Below are 20254 nucleotides of genomic sequence, written 5' to 3' on the forward strand. Positions count from 1 at the left end.
ATTGCACATCGTGCTGCTCCGAATTCGCCGACAGTCGTACCCATGACCGATACCGCATCATCTCCGGTTGCCGCTTCGCCGATCGTGTCGCCGCAAGGGGAACGCGTCGGCTTCCTGCTGGTATTCCTGTCGGCGTTGATGTGGAGCTTCGGCGGCAGCATTGCGCGCTTCATCGACAACGCCGACAGCTGGACGGTGGTGTTCTGGCGCTCGGTCTGGGCCGCCGCCTTCCTGCTCTGCTTCATGGTCTGGCGCGACGGCTGGCGTGGCACGCTGAAGCTGTTTCGCGGCATGGGCCTGGCCGGCCTTGCGGTGGCGTTCTGCTTCGCCACGGCGTCGACCTCTTTCGTCGTGGCGCTTGCCTATACCACGGTCGCCAACATCCTGTTGATGCAGGCCGGCGTGCCGCTTCTGGCGGCGCTGTTTGCCTGGGCGCTGTTTCGCGAACGGGTGGCGGTGGCGACCTGGGTGGCGATCGCCGCCGTCATTGTCGGCGTCGCCATCATGGTGTCGGAATCGCTCGATGGCGCGGTGTCGCCGATCGGCGACGGGCTGGCGCTGCTCATCGCTGTCATGTTCTCGATCGCCACCGTCATCACGCGCCGCTTTGCCCATGTGCGCATGACGCCAGCGACCTGCCTCGGCACGATGCTGGCGGCCGCCTTTGCGGCATCGCAGGCGTCGGCGCTGGGCGTCTCCAGTCACGATATGGGCTTCCTCTTTGCCTTTGGCGTGATCAATCTGGGACTCGGTCTCGCCTTCTTCGCCACCGGAGCCCGGCTTGTTCCGGCCGCCGTCGCGGCGCTGCTCGGCACGTTCGAACCGATCCTTGGCCCGATCTGGGTCTGGCTCATCCATTCCGAGGTGCCGTCGGCGCGCACCATCGTCGGCGGTGCGGTCGTGGTCACCGCGCTGCTCGTCCATATCGGGCTCGAGTTCAAGCGTCAGACGCGGCCCGCGCGAGCGGGCGTCACCGGTGTGCCGTCACCTAATTGATGCAGTGCGCGCGTCAAAGCGAGATGAACCATTGACAACGTTGCAGCCGCGCGGGCAGGCTGCGATCACGGCAACAACAAGACAGGCGTATCTTGCCAAGTCTCCATGCCGGCCGCATCGAGGCCGGACAATATCGTCGTCTCCCTGCCCGCGCCGTAGCGAAAGCTTCCGACGGCGTCGGAACACCACCAACGCCACGCCAGGTCTTCGCTGTCGGCTCGCCGCCGAACGATAATGGCGCCGGCAATTCGCGCTTGTCGCCTGCCTGCAAGCCCAATACCTTGAAGCAAATGCCCAGCCGCGCGGACGCCGCGACGAGCTGGCGACGGAACACTCATCAAAGGAGAATAGCATGACCCGCAAAGCGCTCTGGCTTTCGGCGACTTCGGCGTTTCTGGCAGTTTTCACCTTGGGCGCGCATGCCGAGGATCGCGTCGTCAACGTCTTCAACTGGTCGGACTATATCGACAGTTCGATCATCGACGACTTCACCAAGGAAACCGGCATCAAGGTCGTCTACGACACTTTCGATTCCAACGAGATCCTGGAAACGAAACTGCTCGCCGGCGGCAGCGGCTACGATGTCGTCGTGCCCAGTGGCAATTTCCTTGCACGCCAGATCCAGGCGGGTGTGTTCCAGAAGCTCGACAAGTCGAAACTGCCGAACATTTCAAATATGTGGGACACGGTCATGGAACGGACCGCCAAATATGATCGCGGCAACGAATATTCGATCAACTACATGTGGGGTACGGTTGGCATCGGCTACAACATCAAGAAGGTGCAGGCAGCGCTCGGCACCGACAAGATCGACAGCTGGGACGTGTTCTTCAATCCCGAAAGCCTGGCCAAATTGAAGGACTGCGGCGTCTATGTGCTGGATTCGCCGGCCGACATCATACCGGCGGCACTGAAATATCTGGGCCTCGATCCAAACAGCACGTCGCCCGATGAGATTGCCAAGGCCGAAGAAACCTTGCTGAAGGTCCGGCCCTATATCCGCAAGTTCCACTCTTCCGAATACATCAACGCCCTTGCCAATGGCGACATCTGCCTGGCGGTCGGCTGGTCGGGTGACGTCTTCCAGGCCCGCAACCGCGCCGACGAAGCCAAGCAGGGCGTCGAGATCGGCTACTCCGTGCCGAAGGAAGGTGCCCAGATGTGGTTCGACCAGATGGCGATCCCGGCCGATGCGCCGCATGTCGCCGAAGCCCATGAGTTCCTGAACTACATGATGAAGCCCGAAGTGATCGCCAAATCGTCGAACTATGTGCTCTATGCCAACGGCAACAAGGCTTCGCAGCAGTTCATCGACAAGGCGATCCTGGAAGATCCGGCGATCTATCCGGATGCAGCCACCTTGCAGAAGCTCTACACCGTATCGCCTTACGATCCCAAGACCCAGCGCATCATCACTCGCACCTGGACCAAGATCGTCACCGGCCAATAGCAATCTGACCAGGCCCGGCAGCCGTTGCCGGGCCGCTTTCTCATGGGGCAAGCAGCAGGACGGAGTGGGACATGAAATCGCTTGGCAGCATCCGCAGGGATTTTGCGCCATGGAACGATCCGAACGCCAAGCCATACATCCAGTTCGACAACGTCACCAAGAAATTCGGTGAGTTCACAGCGGTCAACAACCTGTCGCTGACCATTTTCGAGCGCGAATTCTTTGCCTTGCTCGGGGCCTCAGGCTGCGGGAAATCGACGCTGCTCAGGATGCTCGCCGGCTTCGAGGAGCCGACCGCCGGCCGCATCCTGCTCGATGGCCAGGACCTGCGCGGCATTCCGCCCTACCGGCGGCCGGTCAACATGATGTTCCAGTCCTACGCCTTGTTTCCGCACATGACGGTCGAGAACAACATCGCCTTCGGCCTCAAGCAGGAAGGCATGGCCAAGGCCGACATCGACAAGCGCGTCGCCGAGATGCTGAAGCTGGTCAAGCTCGAGCAGTTCGCCAAGCGCAAACCGCACCAATTGTCGGGTGGCCAGCGCCAGCGCGTCGCGCTCGCGCGCTCGGTGGCCAAGCGGCCGAAAGTCCTGCTGCTCGACGAGCCGCTTGGTGCGCTGGACAAGAAGCTGCGCGAGGAAACCCAGTTCGAGCTGATGGACCTGCAGCAGAACCTCGGCCTCACCTTCGTCGTCGTCACCCATGATCAGGAAGAGGCGATGACGATGGCCGACCGCATCGCCATCATCGACAAGGGCGAGGTGATGCAGGTGGCGACGCCGGCGGAGGTCTACGAGGCGCCGGGTTCCCGCTTCGTCGCCGGCTTCGTCGGCAATGTGAATATGTTCGACGGCAAGATCGCGGCTGGCGAGGCCGGCAGCGCGAGCATCGATGCCGGCAACGGCATCACCATCCGGACCGAAAATGCCGGCAGTGCCGCCGCCGGAACATCCGTCACCTTCGCCATCAGGCCGGAGAAGATCAAGGTGTCCTCCACGAAACCGGCCGGTGCCGTCAACGCCATCGAGGGCGAGGTCTACGACATAGCCTATCTCGGCGACATGACCGTCTATCACGTCAGGCTGGACGACGGTCAGGTGGTGCGGGCGAGCACCATGAACGCGGCACGCCTCACCGAGGACCCATTGACCTGGAACGACCGCGCCTGGGTTTCTTTCCGCCCCGACGCCGGCGTCGTCCTGACACGGTAGGGACTGATCATGTCCGCTGTCACCGCCGCAACAAGCTCTCCGGCAAGCGCTGCCGGCAAATCCGGCTTGGTCAGGCTGGGAGCGGCCTTCGTTAGCCGGCTCGTCATCATCGTCCCCTACCTCTGGCTGCTGTTCTTCTTTCTCGTGCCTTTCATCATCGTCTTCAAGATTTCGCTGTCGCAGACTGCGATCGCCATGCCGCCCTACACGCCGGTGCTCGATTTCCGCAGCGGCATTTCCGGGTTTATCTCGGAATTCGGCGCGCTGAATTTCGACAACTATACCTGGCTGACGCAGGATGCGCTTTACTTCAATGCCTATGTGACGAGCGTCATCGTCGCCGCCATCTCGACGGTCCTGACATTGCTGGTCGGCTATCCCATAGCCTATGGCATGGCGCGCGCCCCGGCGACGATTCGCCCGACCTTGCTGATGCTGGTGATCCTGCCGTTCTGGACCTCGTTCCTGATCCGTGTCTACGCCTGGATCGGCATCCTCAAGCCCGAGGGCCTGCTCAACCAGCTGCTGCTCGCCACCGGCATCATCAGCCAGCCGCTGATCATCCTCAACACCTATACGGCGATCTTCATCGGCATCGTTTACTCCTATCTGCCGTTCATGGTGCTGCCGCTCTATTCGTCCTTGGAGAAAATGGACCATACGCTGATCGAGGCCGCCAAGGATCTCGGCTGTCCGCCGACCAGCGCCTTCTGGAAGATCACCTTTCCGCTGTCGCTGCCCGGCGTCATCGCCGGCTGCCTGCTGGTGTTCATTCCAGCCGTAGGCGAGTTCGTCATTCCCGACCTGCTCGGCGGCTCGCAGACGCTGATGATCGGCAGGACGCTGTGGAACGAGTTCTTCGCCAACCGCGACTGGCCGGTGTCGTCCGCCGTTGCCGTCATCTTGCTGCTGCTGCTGATCGTGCCGATCATGCTCTTCCAGCGAGCCCAGGCGCGCGCCCAGGAGCAGGACCAATGAACGCGACCTGGAGCCGCTTCAACATCATTTCGATCGTGCTCGGCTTTGCCTTTCTTTACCTGCCGATCGTCCTGCTCGTTGTGTTCTCTTTCAACGAATCGAAGCTGGTCACCGTCTGGGGTGGCTTCTCGACGAAATGGTACGTGTCGCTGTTCCACAACCGGGGTCTGATGGACGCCACCTGGGTGACGGCCCGCGTCGGCGTCATCTCGGCAAGCGTGGCGACCGTGCTTGGCACGCTGGCGGCGCTCACCTTGACACGCTACACGCGCTTTCGCGGCCGGCTTCTGTTTTCCGGCATGGTGTTTGCGCCGCTGGTCATGCCGGAAGTCATCACCGGCCTGTCGCTGCTGCTGCTCTTCGTCGCCGTCGGCCTCGACCGCGGCTTTCTGACGGTGACGCTTGCCCACACCACGCTAACCATGTGCTTCGTTGCGGTGGTGGTTCAGTCGCGCCTGATCACGTTCGATCGTTCGCTGGAAGAGGCCGCGATGGACCTCGGTGCGCCACCGGTGAAGACCTTCTTCCAGATCACGCTGCCGGTTATCATGCCGGCTATCGTCTCCGGCTGGATGCTGGCCTTCACGCTGTCGCTCGATGATTTGGTTATTGCCAGCTTCACCTCGGGACCCGGCGCCACGACGCTGCCGATGAAGATCTACAGCCAGGTCCGCCTTGGCGTGACGCCGGAAATCAACGCAGCGTGCACCATCCTGATCGCGGTCGTCGCAGTTGGCGTGATCATCGCTTCGCTCGCAAACAAACGCCGCGAGGTGCAGCGCCAGCGCGACGAGCAGGCCGCGCAGCGAGGTTGAAGGCTCGCTACTCTCCCGAAACGCCGCGGCTTATCGGCGAGATGAACGGCGTGCTCCACGTGCCGCCGACGAAGAACGACGACTGCTTGGGCGGCTGGCCATTCGTCTGCGTGGCAGCCTGGCTCGGCTGGACGATGCCGCCGGACAGCGCCAGCCCGCGTCCGGCATAGGATGCGATGCCGGAAAGCCAGATCTTGTATTGCGCGGAATTCACCTCGGCCTTGTCGATACGCGCCACGCCGTTCGAAATGCTCGCCTTGAGCTCGGCCCCGTCGATCGGCAGCGTTCCGTCCGAGACGTCGTCCAGCGCGAAGAATCCGCCCTGTTCGGTGTGCTTGAGGAACGCCGGCAGGTTAAGCCGGCTCAGCGCACCCGCGCCGAACGTCGCGGACAGCGAGCCATTGGCGTTTTCGAAAATCGAGTCCCAGGTTCTGCCAGGCCCCTTGAGGATGACCGAAACGGTTCCAGTGCCGATCGGCACCAGCCGCGTCATCCCGGCCGCGGTGCCGAAAGCGCCGCCGTCGATATCGGAAGCAAGCAGCCGGATCTCGACTTCCGTGCCGGCGGGCTTGCGGTCGAAACGGACGCTGCTCTGGACGTTGCCGCCAAAGGCGGATGCATCCGAGATGTCGAAGGCGGCAAGGCCGTTCTTGACCTGGGCAGTGGCAGCGACGTCGGCAAGCTGGATGGCGCCGGCGGTGGCATGCGCCGCCGACAGCCTGAGATCGAGATTGATCCGGTCGGCGAAGCTTGTGTCGATTTCGCCCGGGCCGGTGCCGCCGGCGGATGGTACCGGCGTAAAGGCGGAGAGAAATGATCTGAGGTCGAGCGTATCGAAGGCAAGTGTGCCGGAGATCACCGGCAGTGCCTCACCATAGGTGAAGTCCAGCGCACCCATTCCCGGGTTGTTGTCGAGGGTCAGGGCCGTGTTTTCAAATTTGACGCGCCCGGCCGTCGCCGTGATCTTGCTTGAAACCGAGATCGAGCCGATTGCGGCACCGGGCGCGATGCCGGCCTGCGACCATTCGAGCACGCGTCGGAGCGAAGGTGCGGCGAATTTTGCCTGGCCGTCGAAATAGCCGTTCTCCGACATGCTGGCGCGGCCGTCGAACGAAAAACTGGCCGGTGCCGCCTTGAAGGAAAATGTAGCCGGTGCTGTGCCGCCACCAAACAGCACGAGCGGGTTCGGCGATGCGGCGTCGATGGCAACACTTTCGCCGCGCCATATCCCGGTCGCCGACAGCGTCGCATTGCTGTTCATCGCGGCCCAGTTCGCCTGGCCGCTCAGGCTGCTCAATATCTCCTGGTCCTTGCCGCCGATGGCAGCCACTACGCGGCCGTCCCTGAACTCGACTGTGCCGAACGGATCTGTCGGCAGCTTGCCGAGATCCGGCTTGGCGGGATTTGTGTTGATCACCGCGCGGGCAGCATCGATCGAACGCGTAATGCGCCCGCCGCTGGGAATCGCAGGCAGGAAAAACCCGCTCGCGGTACGCTGAACCCGGATCGTCGGTCGTACCAGCCGCGCCGTCGAAAACATCACATCGCCACGCAGCGCCGCCATCGCTGAGAGGTCGACCTCGACCCGTTCGGCCCAGACCACGGGCGGCGCATCCGTCTCTGTCCATTGCGACAGCGTCACGTCGCTCAGGATCGCCCGGAAATTCGGCCAGACCTCGATACGCGGCGCGCCGTCGATGGTGACCCGGAAACCGCTCCACGCGCTCATTTCCCACGCGATACGGTCGCGTACGATGCGGGTCGAGGCGATCAACGGCAAGGCTGCGACAACCAGCGCGATGACGATGACGGCTGCGCCGATCGCCCATATTCCGCGTCGGATCAAAGGTGATGGCATATCGCCCCGTATGCTTCCATTCCGACAAAATCGCCCGACGGGTGTAACCGACGGCTGACGCATTTCAAGTCTTTATGGCCCGGCGATGGCATTTGCGCACACCCTGACCGGCGCGGTCCAACAAAATCTTGCTCTGCTGCATCGCGATATGCATAAGCGATGCCAATGCATGTCGCCCAAAGTGCGCAGCGGTTTTGGGATAAACGACATGCATAAAGACAAAAGTTTAAAGCGCGTCGCGTGAATCTCTTCAAACGTGACGTGCTTTAAGGAGGAACAATGATGGCTGACGACGCACCGCTCTGGATCCCGACGCAAGAGCAGATCGACGCAGCGCCGATGACCGCCTTCATGAACGCCGCGGCGAACATGGCCGGCAAGGTTTTCTCCTCCTATGCCGACCTGCATCGCTGGTCGATCGATGATCGCGAGACCTTCTGGAGCCTGGTCTGGGACTTTTGTGGCATCGTCGGCGACAAGGGCGAACGCGTGCTGGTCGATGGCAACAAGATGCCCGGCGCGACCTTCTTTCCTGAGGCAAAGCTGAATTTCGCCGAGAATCTCCTCAAGAAAACCGGGCTTGGCGACGCAATCGTCTTTCGCGGCGAGGACAAGGTCGAGCGGCGGCTGTCCTGGAACGAGCTGCATGCGCTGACCTCGCGGCTGCAGCGGCTTTTCCTGTCGCTCAAGGTGAAGAAGGGCGACCGCATCGCCGCGATGATGCCCAACATGCCGGAGACCGTTGCTGCGATGCTGGCGGCCGCCTCGATCGGCGCGGTCTGGTCGTCCTGCTCCCCAGATTTCGGCGAGCAGGGGGTTCTCGACCGGTTCGGCCAGATCGAGCCTGTCGTGTTCATCGCGCCGGACGGCTACTGGTACAATGGCAAGGCGATCGAAGTCGCCGACAAGATCGCGGCCGTGGCGGGCAAGCTCGCCACCGTCCGCAAAGTCCTCATTGTCGACTATCTCGGCACCTCGCTCGACGTCGCCGCGACCATCGGCAAGGCGGCTGCGCTGGAAGAGGCGCTGTCACCCTTTGCCGCAAGGCCTGTCGCCTACGAAAGGCTGCCGTTTTCGCATCCGCTGTACATCCTGTTTTCATCGGGCACGACCGGCATTCCCAAATGCATTGTCCATTCGGCCGGCGGAACGCTGATCCAGCACGTCAAGGAAGAACGGCTGCATGCCGGCCTGCTCGACGGCGACCGCTTCTTCTACTTCACCACCTGCGGCTGGATGATGTGGAACTGGCTGGTGTCGGGCTTGGCATCGGGCACCACCTTGCTGCTCTACGACGGCTCGCCGTTCTACCCGGACGGCAATGCGCTGTTCGACTTCGCCGATGCCGAAAAGATGACCTATTTCGGCACCTCGGCCAAATTCATCGATTCCGTGCGCAAGGCCGGCCTGAAGCCGATCCGCACGCATGATCTTTCCAGCGTGCGCACCATCTCATCGACCGGCTCGCCGCTATCGCCGGAAGATTTCCGCTTCGTCTATGAAGGCATCAAGAAGGACGTGCATCTGGCTTCGATTTCCGGCGGCACCGATATCGTCTCCTGCTTCGTGCTCGGCGTGCCGATCGAACCGGTATGGACCGGCGAGATCCAAGGGCCCGGGCTCGGCCTTGCCGTCGATGTCTGGGACGATGACGGCCGCCCGCTCCGCCAGGAGAAGGGCGAGCTCGTCTGCACCAAGACGTTTCCGGCGATGCCGATCGGCTTCTGGAACGACCCTGACGGCAGGAAATACAAGGCCGCCTATTTCGAACGTTTCGACGATGTCTGGTGCCACGGCGATTTCGCCGAATGGACCGTCCATGGTGGCCTGATCATCCATGGCCGTTCCGACGCCACGCTCAATCCGGGCGGTGTCAGGATCGGCACGGCGGAGATCTACAATCAGGTCGAGCAGATGCCGGAAATCCTCGAAGCGCTGTGCATCGGCCAGGATTTCGACAATGACGTGCGTGTCGTGCTGTTCGTGCGGCTGGCGGCCGGCGTTGAGCTCGATGCCGAGCTGGAAAAGCGCATCCGCGCGAAAATCCGCACCGGGGCGAGCCCGCGCCACGTGCCGGCCAAGATCGTCGCCGTCAGCGATATTCCGCGAACCAAATCGGGCAAGATCACCGAGCTCGCGGTACGCGACATGGTGCACGGCCGCGCCATCAAGAACAAGGAAGCGCTCGCCAATCCCGAAGCGCTCGAGCTGTTCCGCAACCTGCCGCAGCTTGCCGACTGACCCTGGGATCCAAGGTGGGAGCCGTTTTGAGGTCAGGTATAGTTAACAAATTATCTCTTCGGAATTTACCTAGATTTCATGAGTGGTACACATTGGTAAATTTTCCGGCGTGCCGGTAAGGATTTGTTAAGGCCCGGCATCAATAGTCGTGCGTAACTTGAGGGAGAAATCCCGTTCCTCTTAGCCCCGAGAGGATCTGATTCGCTCAAGCCCCGTTGTGACAGCAATTCCAATTTCTCAAGGCGTCCTGTTGGACGCCTTTTTTCTTTGCGCAACCATAGCTAACCGGCGAGCACGCGGGTCGAGGGAAAGGCGACTTCGACCAGGGTTCCCTCGCCGGGCGTCGAGTTGATGGTGAACCGGGCCCGGTTCGCTTCGACCATCGCCTTGGTCAGCGGCAGCCCAAGACCCGTGCCGTCGCCACGGCCGCGCTTCAGCGCATTGATCTGCTTGAACGGCTTCAGCGCCTGCTCGATCTCGGACTGGCTCATGCCGATGCCGGTATCGCGCACGCGCATGACGACATCGCCGGAGAGCTCGTAAGCCGTCGACACGATCACCTGGCCGCCAGCCTGCGTGTAGCGGACGGCGTTCGACAGGATGTTGAGCGCGATCTGCCGCACGCTGCGCAGATCGGCCACCACTTCCGGCAGCCGCGAGGCGAAGCTGGAGCGGATGATGACGCGTTCCCGGTTGGCTTGCGGCTGCATCATCGCCACGGTTTCGGCCAGCGTGTCGTTAAGCGACACCGCCTCATAGGCCATCTCCTGCTGGCCGGCCTCGATTTTCGAAATGTCGAGCAGGTCGTTGACCAGATCGAGCACGTGGTTGCCCGAACGGTTGATGTCGCGCAGATAGTCGCGATAGCGGTCATTGGCCACCGGCCCGAATTTCTCGTCGACCATCAGCTCGGAAAAGCCGATTATGGCGTTGAGCGGCGTGCGGATCTCGTGGCTGATGCGGGCCAGAAAATCGGTCTTCTGCGACGAGGCGCGTTCGGCGACCGCGCGCGCCTGGGTCAAGTCCTCTTCGGCCCGCTTCCACTGGGTGATATCGCGCACCACCGCACAGAAGCCGCTGTCGTTGGGCAGCCTGCCGATGGTCATGAACAGCGGAATGAAACGCCCCTGCGCCTCGCGCCCGATCACCTCGCGGCCATCGTTCATCACGCTTGCAACGCCGGGCTCCGACAACCCCTCGAGATAGTCACGCGCCGCGCGCTGGCTTTCGATCGCAAACAGCGAGACGAACGGTTTGCCGGTCACCTCGTCGCTGTCGAAGCCGAACAGCGCTTCCGCCGGACGGCTAATTGAACGGATCGTTCCGTTACGGCCGATCAGCACGACGCCGTCGGTGGCGGTGTCGATGATGGTGCGCATTTCGGCAATGCGTGCCTTGAGCTCGGAAACATCCGGCTGCGTTTGGTCTTCGGCGGCGCCATGCGGAATGGCTGCTGCTTCGTCGTCGCCGGAACGGCGTACGACCAGCATCAGCGCCTTGCCGTTACCCCAGGGCACGGAGCGCAAAATCGCGTCGATCGGAAATTCCTGACCGTCGCGCGTCTTCAGCCGCAGAGCGCGGTCGCCGCCGTCGGAACTGCCGTCGTCGGCATAAGGGTCGGCAAACAGCGCGCCGAGCCCGCCGGCCTCGTCCAGGGCATTGAGCGTCGCATAGCCGGTCAAGCCGAGGAATTCGTCGTTCGCGTAATGCAGCTGGTCGCCGGAATGGATAAGCACCGGCACTGGCAGCTTGCCGAGGATCGAGGTATCCGGCCCCTTGTTGTCCTCTCCGGCAAACGCCGACGGCACGAAGCCGTCGAGTTTGAGCGGTGGTGCCTGCAGCCGCGCGATGGGCGGCACCTGGCCGGCAACGTCGGCTGCGGCTGCGCTGTCCTCGGACCAATCCTCGCTGTCCTCGGCGTCACGGAAATCTTCGGCCGTCATGCTGTCGTCGTCGCCATCCCGCGGCGCTTCGGCGACGATCGTTCGACGGTTCGTGCTGGGCTCAATGCCTTCCTGCGCTTCGTCGCTGGGTTCGCGGTCGGCATAGTCGAGCAGCGATCCGGAAACAGGGCGTGTGACGGGTTCGCCGGCTTGCGCCTCTGCTTCCGCCTCATCGGGCTGCTCGCCGTCGAGCCGGGCGAGATCCTTCTGGTCTTCGGCATCGGCCTCGGGCGGTTCGGCGGCAGCCGCCCCGCTTTCCGGACCTTGCGCCGGCATCTCACCCTTGTCCGCCAGCCCGGCTTCTTTCAGCTTTGGCTCGTCGGCCTTGCCGGCTGCCTCGACTTTCTCAACCGGCTTCTGCTTTCCGGCGCTGGGCTGTTCTTCGGCCGGGGTGCTGTCCCTCTTGAGACGCTCGCCAATCTCGCGAAACGCGCTGCGTTCCAGCGTCGACAGGCCCTTGTCGTTGGCCGGCTGCCGGTGCTCGGCCAGCCGGATCACCTTGTCGGCAAAGCGCCGCTCGGGTTTTGGCACGATGGTCAATGCCGGCACTTCGCCCCTGAACGGATCGGCGGGTTTAGGTGTCTCGGGGAGAGGTTCGACGGCTTTCGGCCCGATGGTCGCGGCAGGTTTCTCCTCGGCGACAAGGGCCATGCCGACGGCATCCGGATCGACCACCGCATCGCCGCTCCTGGCCACGCCGAAACCGCGAAAACCTTCGAAAACCCGGCTGCGGCTGTAAACCGGGAGCGCCGCCAGATCGACGGGTATCTTCAGATCGGTGCCGGCGACCGGCCACAGCACGGAGCGGCCGGACCAGGTGTCGCGCCGTTCGAGCAGGCCGGCAATCTCGCCAGAAGCATCGAGGCCATAGGCGGCCGAAACATCCTCGAAACGGCGGCCGATCACGTCGGCGGCAGGCTTGCCGACGAGCTCGGCAAATTCCGGCGACAGGGCGCTGAAATGGCCCTCCGCGTCGGTACGCCAGACGAAACGCATGGGCGCGGCGGTGCGATCGATCGCCGAAGCGCGGTGTTCGGCCGGCGAGGCGGCTTTGGTGGCTTTTGCGGCGCTTTCCGGCGAAGTATCCGGGCTGGCTGGGGTCTCGACTTCGCCGGACACAGCTGCCCCGGGCGAGATCTGCGTGTCGTCGCCGGCATTGAAGTACCAATGGTCATGCTGCGTCGGCGTTTCGCTAGCCGTGCGGTGATCGCCGGCCGCGTCGGCAGGTTCGTGCTCCGCCGATGCCGAGGTTCCTTCCATCGCTGCAAGGTCGATCTCCGCCGCGCCGGTGCTGGTGATTGGCTGCTCGTTGTCCTGGTTCGTTGGCTGGGGAAGATCGCCACCGCTCGGTGCCGCTGCCCCCTCGGTTTCCCCGCCGGCGCGCTCGCCATCGGGGGCCTCGCCGTCAAGCCGGTCCTCGTCGATCACCACCAGCAGGTGCCGCTCTTCCGTCAGCCGGGCAAGGCCCGCGGGATAGGAGCTGGACCCACCCGGAACCAGGCGCTTGACGATGCGGTCGCTCTCGTTCGCCACGTCGGCGACAAGTGCGGCCAGCGTCTCAGGCCGGATGCCGAGCGCCGAAAAGCCGTCCGATGCGGCGTCGATATTGCCCTTGGCATCGACAAAGGCGATGTAGTGGCCGTCTTCGGTAAAGCCACCGATGGCGCGGTCGGCGATCTCGGCGGCGCTGCGCGAGCCGGTCTGCGCCGCCGGCAGCGCCAGCATGATTGCTTCCTCGCCATCGGGCATGGTCACTGCGCTGGCCAGGAAGCCGACCGCGCGGCTGGTCAGGCCAGTCGCCAGCCGGACCGTGATGGCACGGTCGCGGCCGATCTGCGGAAAACCGCTGGTTGCCATGATCTGGCGCCTGGCGATCAGCGGCAAACCTGCCGAGGCGCCGATGATCGCGCCGATGTCGGGATAGCCGAATACCGCTGCGCCGGGGCCGTTGGCCCAGATCACCTGCTCGAGATCTGCCGACAGAATAGCGATCGCGTCGCCTGCGGCGAAGCGCAGGCGGACGGCGTCGAGCACGGCGACATCGAGGAAGGAGTAGTTTTCAGCCGGCATGCGCTTGGCGACCCTCACAGAGCGGGCAATTTGCGGTTAACGCTTTGTTAATAAAAGCCGACGGCGCGAAGGTCCACAAGTCATAGCGTGCAACCAGCGGAATCTCTAGGCGCGTGGTTAACGCCGCGAACCAAATATTTTATGGTGCGATGCAACAAACATGTTGCAATGCACAAAATTTGCCTTTATATTGCCATGATAGATGAACGAGACGGCATTTTGTCAAAGCCGCTGCCGCTGAAAAGGATGGAAAATGTCCAGGACCAAGACTGCTGAAACGATTGAAAACGTTGAATTCCCGAGCTTCGACGCTTCCAAGGCCACCGACCAGATCCGCGCCTTCGCCGAAAAGGGCGTCGAGCAGTCGAAAGAGGCCTATGCAAAGCTGAAGACCGGCGCCGAGGAGACCCAGAAGGCGCTGGAGTCGACCTATGAGACCGCCAAGACCGTTTCCAGCGACCTGTCGCTCAAGACCATCGCCGCCTTGCGTGCCAATGCCGAAGCCGGCTTCTCGCATTTCGAAGCCCTGATCGGCGCCAAGTCGCTGTCGGAAGTCGTCGAGCTGCAGACAGCATTCGTGCGCAAACAGGTCGAATTGACCGTCGAGCAGGCCAAGGACTTCCAGGCGGTTGCTGTCAAGGCGGCCGAGGACGTATCCAAGCCGATCAAGACCGCCTTCGAAAAGGCCGTGAAAGAAATCAAGATCGCCTAATATTTGCGCACAGTTTGACGATGCATCAAAAGGTCGCATTTCGTCAGACAAATAGATGTGCGATATAATTGTTTCAAACGAATACCCGGCGGGTGGAACCTCCTCCCTCTGCTCACCGGGGTGACCAGCCAGCACCTCCTCCCGCTGGCTCGTAACAGGAAAGGCCGGCACCTCCTCCCGCCGGCCTTTTCTTTGTCCGGCGAAAAATGACGCGATGCCGGAGCGATCTTTTGCTTTGCCAAAAGCCTTGAATTAAACTCCGATAGCCCGTATGGACGCATCGCCGAACGACAGAGCGGGTCCCGGAGAATGAACGTTCCGTCTGGATCTCGCTCGGGCAAGCGTGCCGTTGTAGCTCAGATGGTTAGAGCGCCGGATTGTGGATCCGGAGGTCGCTGGTTCGATCCCAGCCAACGGTACCATTCAGCTTTCAGCCAGGTTTCTGACCAATAGCGCCGAGCGTTCACTACGATCCCGTAGCGCTCACCCACGGTCCCGCGCCTGACGCGCGCCGCGCAGGTGGTCCACGAGGGCCCTCAGCTTCGGCGCGATATTCCGTCTGCTGGGGAAATAAAGATAGAAACCCGCAAACGGCGGAAAATAGCCGTCGAGGATTGGCACGAGCTCGCCGCGGTCGAGCCAGGGGCGGAATGTATCGGCCATGCCGAACGTGATCCCGGCGCCCGCAACGGCCAGCCGGATCATCAGCCACATGTCGTTGGTCGTGATCTCGGGCGCGACTGCCACGTCGAACTCGCGCCCATCCTCGCCGAACTCCCAGCGATAGGGCGAAACTCCCGGCGCCGGCCGCCAGCCGATACAGCGATGAGCCACAAGCTCACGCGGATGGGCGGGTGCTCCGAACTTTTCGAGATAGCGCGGGGCGCAGACGGCCATCTGTCGCTGATCGCCCGATACCGGCACGGCAATCATGTCCTGCTCGATCAGTTCGCCGAGCCTCACTCCCGCATCATAGCCTTCGGCAACGATGTCGAATTCCTCGTCGGTGACCACAATATCCAGATGCACCTCGGGAAATCTTGCTGCAAAGGACGCCAGCAACGGTCCTGACAGAAGGGCCTCGGCGATCGACGAAACCGCGATCCGCAGGCGGCCGCGCGGGCGGTCCAGCAACTCAGTGGTGGCTTCGATTGCCGCGTTCACGTCGGCGATCGCCGGTGCGACGCTCGCCAGCAGGCGCTCGCCCGCTTCGGTCAGGTTGACGCTGCGTGTCGTGCGCTGCAGCAATGCGATGCCAAGGCGCTGTTCAAGCCTGAGGATGCTCTGGCTGACCGCTGAGCGCGTCACGCCCAACCGGTCTGCCGCAGCGCGAAAATTGCGTTCCTCGGCCACGGCGACGAAGACGGCAATTGCATTGAGATCGATGTCCCATTGGTTAGTCAAACTTACCATCGAGGTTAACGGCAGGCGGGTTATCGCGACAATGCCATGGCTCTATCTCTGTCGCAACGGCAAGAAGGCTTGATCCTCCCGATCCAAGCCGAAGCCGACCGACAAGGAGATATCCCATGACATCACTCCCTTCCTCCTGGGACCTGGATGGAAAAGTCGCCCTCGTGACCGGCGCGGCACGCGGCATCGGCCGCTGCACGGCGGAACTGCTGCGGGCGCGGGGCGCCCGGATCGTGGCAAGCGATCTCAGCGACAGCGTACGCGAATTGGAAGCCGAGGATGTGGCGACCCTGGTCGGCGATGTCGCCGACGAGGATCTGGCCAGACGCTCGGTCGAACTCGCCGCGAAGCGCTTCGGTCGACTCGACATCGTCGTGAACAATGCCGGTCGCACGCTCAACAAACCACTGACTGAGACCTCGGTCGAAGACTATGACCGCATCCTGCAGATCAACGCGCGCGGCAGCTTCGTCACTGCCCGTGCCGCAGTGGAATTGATGGCCGCCGGCGGTAGCGGCGCGATCGTCAATGTCTCGTCGATCTCGGCCGTCGCGGCCTTCGAGACGCAGGCGGCCTATGCCTCCTCCAAGGCGGCTGTCGCACAGCTGACCAAGGTGATCGCGATCGAATACGGGCGCATGGGCATTCGCTGCAACGCCGTTGCCCCTGGCGTGATCGAAACCGACATCATGGAAGGCGTGGTGGAGAATGGCCGGGAGATGCTGCGCAGCTTCGGCGGCGCGCATCCAATCGGCCGGATCGGCCAGCCGCAAGAAGTTGCCGAGGCCATCGCCTTTCTTGCCTCGCCGGCATCCAGCTTCATCACCGGGGCCTTGCTTCTGGTCGATGGCGGCTACACCGCCCAGTGAGCCCCCCAATAGGGCCGGCGCGCCGCGGGAGCTCACCCGCACCCAATCCCTTCACATCGTGAAAATAATCATAGAACCAAAAGGATCATCTCGATGACGATGAACAGAGTTGTTCTGATCACCGGTGCCTCCAGCGGCATCGGCGCTGGCATTGCCCGCGAGCTTGGCGCGGCAGGTGCGAAGCTGATGCTCGGCGCACGCCGCACCGACCGCCTTGAAGCGCTTGCGGCCGAAATCGAGGCAGGTGGTGGAACGGTTCGCGTGCGAGCGCTCGACGTCACCAGGAGGGCGGATGTCGCAGCATTCGCCGATGCCGCCCGGACCGAATGGGGCCAGGTCGATGTCATCGTCAACAATGCGGGCGTCATGCCGCTGTCGGTCATGGCAGCCATGAAGGTCGACGAGTGGGAGCTGATGGTGGACGTCAACATCAAGGGTGTTCTGTACGGCATCGCGGCGGTGCTGCCTGAGATGACGGCACGCGGCTCCGGGCATATCATCAATATCGGTTCCATCGGCGCACTGGCCGTCTCGCCCACGGCTGCCGTTTATTGCGCAACGAAATACGCTGTCCGCGCGATTTCCGATGGGCTCCGCCAGGAGAGTGACGATATCCGCGTAACCTGCATTCATCCTGGCGTGGTGGAAAGCGAGCTGGCGAACACGATCTCCGACGAAGCCGCTGCCGCCGCCATGAAAACCTGGCGTGCTATTGCCCTGCAACCCGATGCCATCGCCAGGGCAGTGCGCTACGCAATCGAACAGCCCGACGATGTCGACGTCAACGAGATCGTCGTGCGTCCGACGAAGGCGGCGCATTGATGCGATCCACTTTGGCCGCAGTGCTTACGCGTATTGCCGTTGCTGTAGCTCCAACCGGCCTGACCCTTCCTGCAACTCCAATCCTTGCGGAGGAACAACTGACGCACCAAGATCATCCCTATGTCGGAATGTGGGTCACCGAGGATCGCCATATCAGGCACGAACTCCTGCCGAACGGCCGTTATGACGAAGCGCGCGGTGACCGCGAGAGCGCCTACCGGGGACGCTATGAAGTGCACGGCAGCCACATAGAATACTGGGACGATACGGGCTTCACCGCGGATGGTGAGTTCGTCGAAGGCGTCCTCTATCATGCCGGCATGATCCTTTACCGCCAGCGGTAGAGAGCCACCCTAGACAAGCACTTCAGGGTTCCACAAGACGCTATTGCACGCCTTGCATGAGACGCTCGGCAGCTTGCACTGCAAGGCCCGTCACACCACATATCTCCCAGCAAGCGCGGCGGAAAGAAGCAGGACCGCGACATTGCAAATGGTTGTCACTATATAGCGGCGGCTTTGACGGCTCGCCTCTTACATGGTGCCGGCGAGAGCGCGGTAAATGTGCTAGTCATTGCGACATCTATTGTGATCTAAAACGGCTTGAAAACCGAAAAAAAGCAAATAGAAACAATAGCGCGGGTCGAACGAGTTTCGTCGAGAGAATCAGTCCTCAAGAACTAGAACGTGCTCCTTGAACCCTCCATTCCCTTCAGCTCTGTGGACCTCGGACAAGTTCGGCTTGCCGGGCGAAGCCGACTCGGCTCGAATGGCAGCACGCATCTTTTCGAAGATGCCGACGTTTATGATTACCAACCGGCATAGCCGCTAGGGAAACAGCAGTATGAGTGAACACGCGATCGAGTTCTTGCGCGGGTGGATCGGCGAAAAAGTCCACTGCCAGCCCTCGCCAGCCAGAATCGAGAAGCAGGCCGAGACCCTCGCCAGGGAATGTGCGGCCAAGGCTGCCGAAGCCGGCATACCCCTGGAGGATATCCAGGAAGAGGTCGGCGACATTCAGGAGCTCATTGCTTCGAGGCTCGAAGAGGCGGCCGAGGCCGATCAGGACGAGCGGAATTCCAACAAGCCTGCCGGCTGACGGATCGCATCCGGCAAAACCTGCCGGGCGAACATTGCCTGTCTGATGCAGTTGCGCGGTCTTATCGCCGCGCAGCCTTGCCAAATCTCTCCTCGGGCCATGCTTCCGGCAACGCCGGCACGAAATTGCCGTCGCGCCCGGTCATGTCTTCATTGGCGACCAGAGCATTGAGGATTGCTTCTTCCACGCTCTGAACGACGGCGTCGAAGAACGGGTTGATGTCGGCATCCGGTATATAGCCGGCGCTGACCAGCTTGCCGGCCGCGCCGCGCGCCGCGTCGGCATTGGCCGTGCTGAAGGCCAGAAAGATATCGCCGGATGAATTGTATCCATAGCCGCCGGTCAGCGCGACGCCGAGCGGCACGCGTTTCGCCAGCCGTTTCAACTGGTGCGGCATGAATGGCGCATCGGTGGCGACGATCGCGATGATCGAGCTCTTTTCCGCTCGCGGCGTGTTGTCCCGGGTCGCCGGTTCGGCGAGTTCCGCTCCGGCTCTGATGCCACGGATCACGAGGTTTCGCCGTGCACCGAAATTCGACTGGACGAAGCAGCCGATCGTGAAACGCTCTCCATTCCAGTCGACGCTGCGCGAGGATGTGCCGGACCCTGCCTTGAAGCCGAAGGTGATCATGCCTGCGCCGCCGCCGACGCTGCCCTCTTCGATCGGCCCGCTTTCAGCCGTTTCGAGCGCGGAAAACACGTGCTCGAAGCTCACATGGTGGCCGTTGATATCGTTCAGGAAGCCGTCGTAAGTCTCGCCCGCCACCGGCAGCGCCCAGGCGCTGTCGAGCGATTGCGGCAGCACCGTCTGCATCCAGCGCAGCGTTGCGTCGCGGCTGACGCCGCAGGAATGCGTGTTGGTGATGGTGATGGGAAGATTGAACGCTCCGAGCTCCTCTATCAGATGCGAGCCGGTCAGTTCGCCATTGCCATTGGCGCTGAACATCCCGGCAAACGCCGGGACGGCCAACTCGTCTCTGGGCCGTGGCAGGATCGCGGTCACGCCGGTGCGTACCGGACCCTTGCCGACGACGAGCGGCCCATCCCCTGAGATCAGCGTGGTATAGCCGACCGTCACGCCGGGCACATCGGTGATGGCATTGAAGCGGCCTGGCGTGCCATCGAATGGGATCGCGAAGGCGCGGGCGCGCAGTTTGCCCGAGGGCGTCGCGAGATGCGGGTCGGTCATTTTTTCCTCAGAAAAGCGAACCTTGGCCGCCCGGCGCCTTGAGCTTGGCCGCGGGCTTGGCAACCGTCTTCGGCCGCGCCGTGCCACTGATGGCGACTGCATCGGCGGTGCCGTCGGCGAACTCCAGCGAAAGCGCCATTCCCGACGCCACTTCCGCCGCATGCTTGACCACCGCGCCGTCCGCATCCTTGACCAGCGCGAAGCCTCGCGCCAGCACGGCCTTGTGCGAGANGAGAGCGTCGCCAGCAGCCGGTCTGCCTGCGTCAGTTTTCCACGCAGACGGTCCAGCCGCCGCGAAATTGCCTGGTCCTGCCGCCGCGTCAGTGCCAGCAGTGCATCGCCTTGCAGTTTCTGCCGTCTTGCGATCGGCGCCGGTGACAGTCTGGTCGCCGTGCGTGAAAACCGCGCTCGACGCTCGCGCACGATGGCGAAGAACGCCGCTTGCGCACGGGCGAGGTCGCGACGGGTCAGCGTGCGGGCTTCGTTCATGCGCCGCGACAAAGTCGCCGGCGTCAGCCGCTGCCCCAGAAGCCTGGCTCGCTTGCGCTCGACGCTGACCGACAGCGCCCGGCCGAGCCGGCTCGTCGCC

General features: G+C 62.7%; 15 protein-coding genes, 1 tRNA gene and 1 pseudogene. 12 read left to right on the forward strand and 5 right to left on the reverse strand.

Going from position 1 to position 20254, the window contains the following annotated elements; all coding sequences use genetic code 11:
• Positions 1-42: 42 nt before the first annotated feature.
• From X773_RS57500 to X773_RS57520, 5 genes are all read left to right on the forward strand, one after another.
• A complete protein-coding gene (locus X773_RS57500; RefSeq protein ID WP_023677450.1) occupies positions 43-996 on the forward strand; it encodes a DMT family transporter in 954 nt (317 codons plus the stop codon).
• A 352-nt stretch (positions 997-1348) separates the two neighbouring features.
• On the forward strand, positions 1349-2446 hold the full coding sequence (locus X773_RS57505) for a polyamine ABC transporter substrate-binding protein (protein WP_023677451.1): 1098 nt from the start codon (positions 1349-1351) through the stop codon (positions 2444-2446).
• Positions 2447-2517: 71 nt separating this feature from the next.
• A complete protein-coding gene (locus tag X773_RS57510) occupies positions 2518-3657 on the forward strand; it encodes an ABC transporter ATP-binding protein (RefSeq protein ID WP_023677452.1) in 1140 nt (379 codons plus the stop codon).
• Positions 3658-3666: 9 nt separating this feature from the next.
• Positions 3667-4635, forward strand: a complete 969-nt coding sequence (locus X773_RS57515) for an ABC transporter permease subunit (RefSeq protein WP_031211982.1) — start codon at positions 3667-3669, stop codon at positions 4633-4635.
• A complete protein-coding gene (locus X773_RS57520) occupies positions 4632-5450 on the forward strand; it encodes an ABC transporter permease subunit (protein WP_023677454.1) in 819 nt (272 codons plus the stop codon). Before X773_RS57515 ends, X773_RS57520 begins: the two co-directional genes overlap by 4 nt.
• A 7-nt stretch (positions 5451-5457) precedes the next feature.
• Here X773_RS57520 and X773_RS57525 read toward each other — a convergent pair whose 3' ends face one another.
• A complete protein-coding gene (locus tag X773_RS57525) occupies positions 5458-7308 on the reverse strand; it encodes an AsmA family protein (protein WP_023677455.1) in 1851 nt (616 codons plus the stop codon).
• Between the two features lie 282 nt (positions 7309-7590).
• Between X773_RS57525 and X773_RS57530 the strand changes: the two genes are divergently transcribed.
• Positions 7591-9549, forward strand: a complete 1959-nt coding sequence (locus X773_RS57530; RefSeq protein ID WP_023677456.1) for an acetoacetate--CoA ligase — start codon at positions 7591-7593, stop codon at positions 9547-9549.
• A gap of 281 nt (positions 9550-9830) precedes the next feature.
• On the opposite strand, the gene X773_RS57535 is transcribed toward X773_RS57530, so the two are convergent.
• Positions 9831-13562, reverse strand: a complete 3732-nt coding sequence (locus X773_RS57535) for a PAS domain S-box protein (protein ID WP_023677457.1) — start codon at positions 13560-13562, stop codon at positions 9831-9833.
• Between the two features lie 253 nt (positions 13563-13815).
• On the opposite strand from X773_RS57535, the gene X773_RS57540 reads away from it, so the two are divergent.
• Positions 13816-14274 carry a phasin gene (locus X773_RS57540; RefSeq protein ID WP_023677458.1) on the forward strand — a complete coding sequence of 153 codons (459 nt, stop codon included), beginning with the start codon at positions 13816-13818 and terminating at the stop codon, positions 14272-14274.
• Between the two features lie 345 nt (positions 14275-14619).
• A tRNA-His gene (locus X773_RS57545) sits at positions 14620-14696 on the forward strand.
• Between the two features lie 61 nt (positions 14697-14757).
• Here the strand turns inward: X773_RS57545 and X773_RS57550 are convergent.
• Entirely contained in the window at positions 14758-15687 is a 930-nt protein-coding gene (locus X773_RS57550; RefSeq protein ID WP_023677459.1) for a LysR family transcriptional regulator, read from the reverse strand.
• A 116-nt stretch (positions 15688-15803) separates the two neighbouring features.
• Between X773_RS57550 and X773_RS57555 the strand changes: the two genes are divergently transcribed.
• The 4 genes from X773_RS57555 (at position 15804) to X773_RS57570 (ending at position 18476) form a co-directional block, all read left to right on the forward strand.
• Positions 15804-16556: an SDR family oxidoreductase gene (locus X773_RS57555; RefSeq protein ID WP_023677460.1), complete on the forward strand. Its 753-nt coding sequence runs from the start codon at positions 15804-15806 to the stop codon at positions 16554-16556.
• A 93-nt stretch (positions 16557-16649) separates the two neighbouring features.
• Complete coding sequence (locus tag X773_RS57560; RefSeq protein WP_023677461.1) at positions 16650-17378, forward strand: SDR family oxidoreductase; 729 nt, start codon at positions 16650-16652, stop codon at positions 17376-17378.
• Positions 17378-17722, forward strand: a complete 345-nt coding sequence (locus X773_RS57565) for an Atu4866 domain-containing protein (RefSeq protein ID WP_084641182.1) — start codon at positions 17378-17380, stop codon at positions 17720-17722. The genes X773_RS57560 and X773_RS57565 overlap by 1 nt, the downstream gene beginning before the upstream one ends.
• Positions 17723-18221: 499 nt before the next feature.
• Positions 18222-18476: a DUF768 domain-containing protein gene (locus tag X773_RS57570; RefSeq protein ID WP_023677464.1), complete on the forward strand. Its 255-nt coding sequence runs from the start codon at positions 18222-18224 to the stop codon at positions 18474-18476.
• Positions 18477-18537: 61 nt separating this feature from the next.
• Here X773_RS57570 and X773_RS57575 read toward each other — a convergent pair whose 3' ends face one another.
• Positions 18538-19665, reverse strand: coding sequence for a P1 family peptidase (locus X773_RS57575; protein WP_023677465.1), 1128 nt, complete (start codon positions 19663-19665; stop codon positions 18538-18540).
• 7 nt (positions 19666-19672) lie between these two features.
• Positions 19673-20254 (reverse strand): annotated as a pseudogene (locus tag X773_RS76420) (exodeoxyribonuclease VII large subunit); the annotation flags it as partial.

Source organism: Mesorhizobium sp. LSJC280B00 (assembly GCF_000502835.1).
GTDB lineage: Bacteria > Pseudomonadota > Alphaproteobacteria > Rhizobiales > Rhizobiaceae > Mesorhizobium.

Coding starts and splice junctions, on each gene's coding strand:
- X773_RS57570 (WP_023677464.1), top strand. CDS start 18,222: ATGAGTGAACACGCGATCGAGTTCTTGCGCGGGTGGATCGGCGAAAAA.
- X773_RS57550 (WP_023677459.1), bottom strand. CDS start 15,687: ATGGTAAGTTTGACTAACCAATGGGACATCGATCTCAATGCAATTGCC.
- X773_RS57510 (WP_023677452.1), top strand. CDS start 2,518: ATGAAATCGCTTGGCAGCATCCGCAGGGATTTTGCGCCATGGAACGAT.
- X773_RS57535 (WP_023677457.1), bottom strand. CDS start 13,562: ATGCCGGCTGAAAACTACTCCTTCCTCGATGTCGCCGTGCTCGACGCC.
- X773_RS57525 (WP_023677455.1), bottom strand. CDS start 7,308: ATGCCATCACCTTTGATCCGACGCGGAATATGGGCGATCGGCGCAGCC.
- X773_RS57520 (WP_023677454.1), top strand. CDS start 4,632: ATGAACGCGACCTGGAGCCGCTTCAACATCATTTCGATCGTGCTCGGC.
- X773_RS57560 (WP_023677461.1), top strand. CDS start 16,650: ATGACGATGAACAGAGTTGTTCTGATCACCGGTGCCTCCAGCGGCATC.
- X773_RS57500 (WP_023677450.1), top strand. CDS start 43: ATGACCGATACCGCATCATCTCCGGTTGCCGCTTCGCCGATCGTGTCG.
- X773_RS57565 (WP_084641182.1), top strand. CDS start 17,378: ATGCGATCCACTTTGGCCGCAGTGCTTACGCGTATTGCCGTTGCTGTA.
- X773_RS57505 (WP_023677451.1), top strand. CDS start 1,349: ATGACCCGCAAAGCGCTCTGGCTTTCGGCGACTTCGGCGTTTCTGGCA.
- X773_RS57530 (WP_023677456.1), top strand. CDS start 7,591: ATGGCTGACGACGCACCGCTCTGGATCCCGACGCAAGAGCAGATCGAC.
- X773_RS57575 (WP_023677465.1), bottom strand. CDS start 19,665: ATGACCGACCCGCATCTCGCGACGCCCTCGGGCAAACTGCGCGCCCGC.
- X773_RS57555 (WP_023677460.1), top strand. CDS start 15,804: ATGACATCACTCCCTTCCTCCTGGGACCTGGATGGAAAAGTCGCCCTC.
- X773_RS57540 (WP_023677458.1), top strand. CDS start 13,816: ATGTCCAGGACCAAGACTGCTGAAACGATTGAAAACGTTGAATTCCCG.
- X773_RS57515 (WP_031211982.1), top strand. CDS start 3,667: ATGTCCGCTGTCACCGCCGCAACAAGCTCTCCGGCAAGCGCTGCCGGC.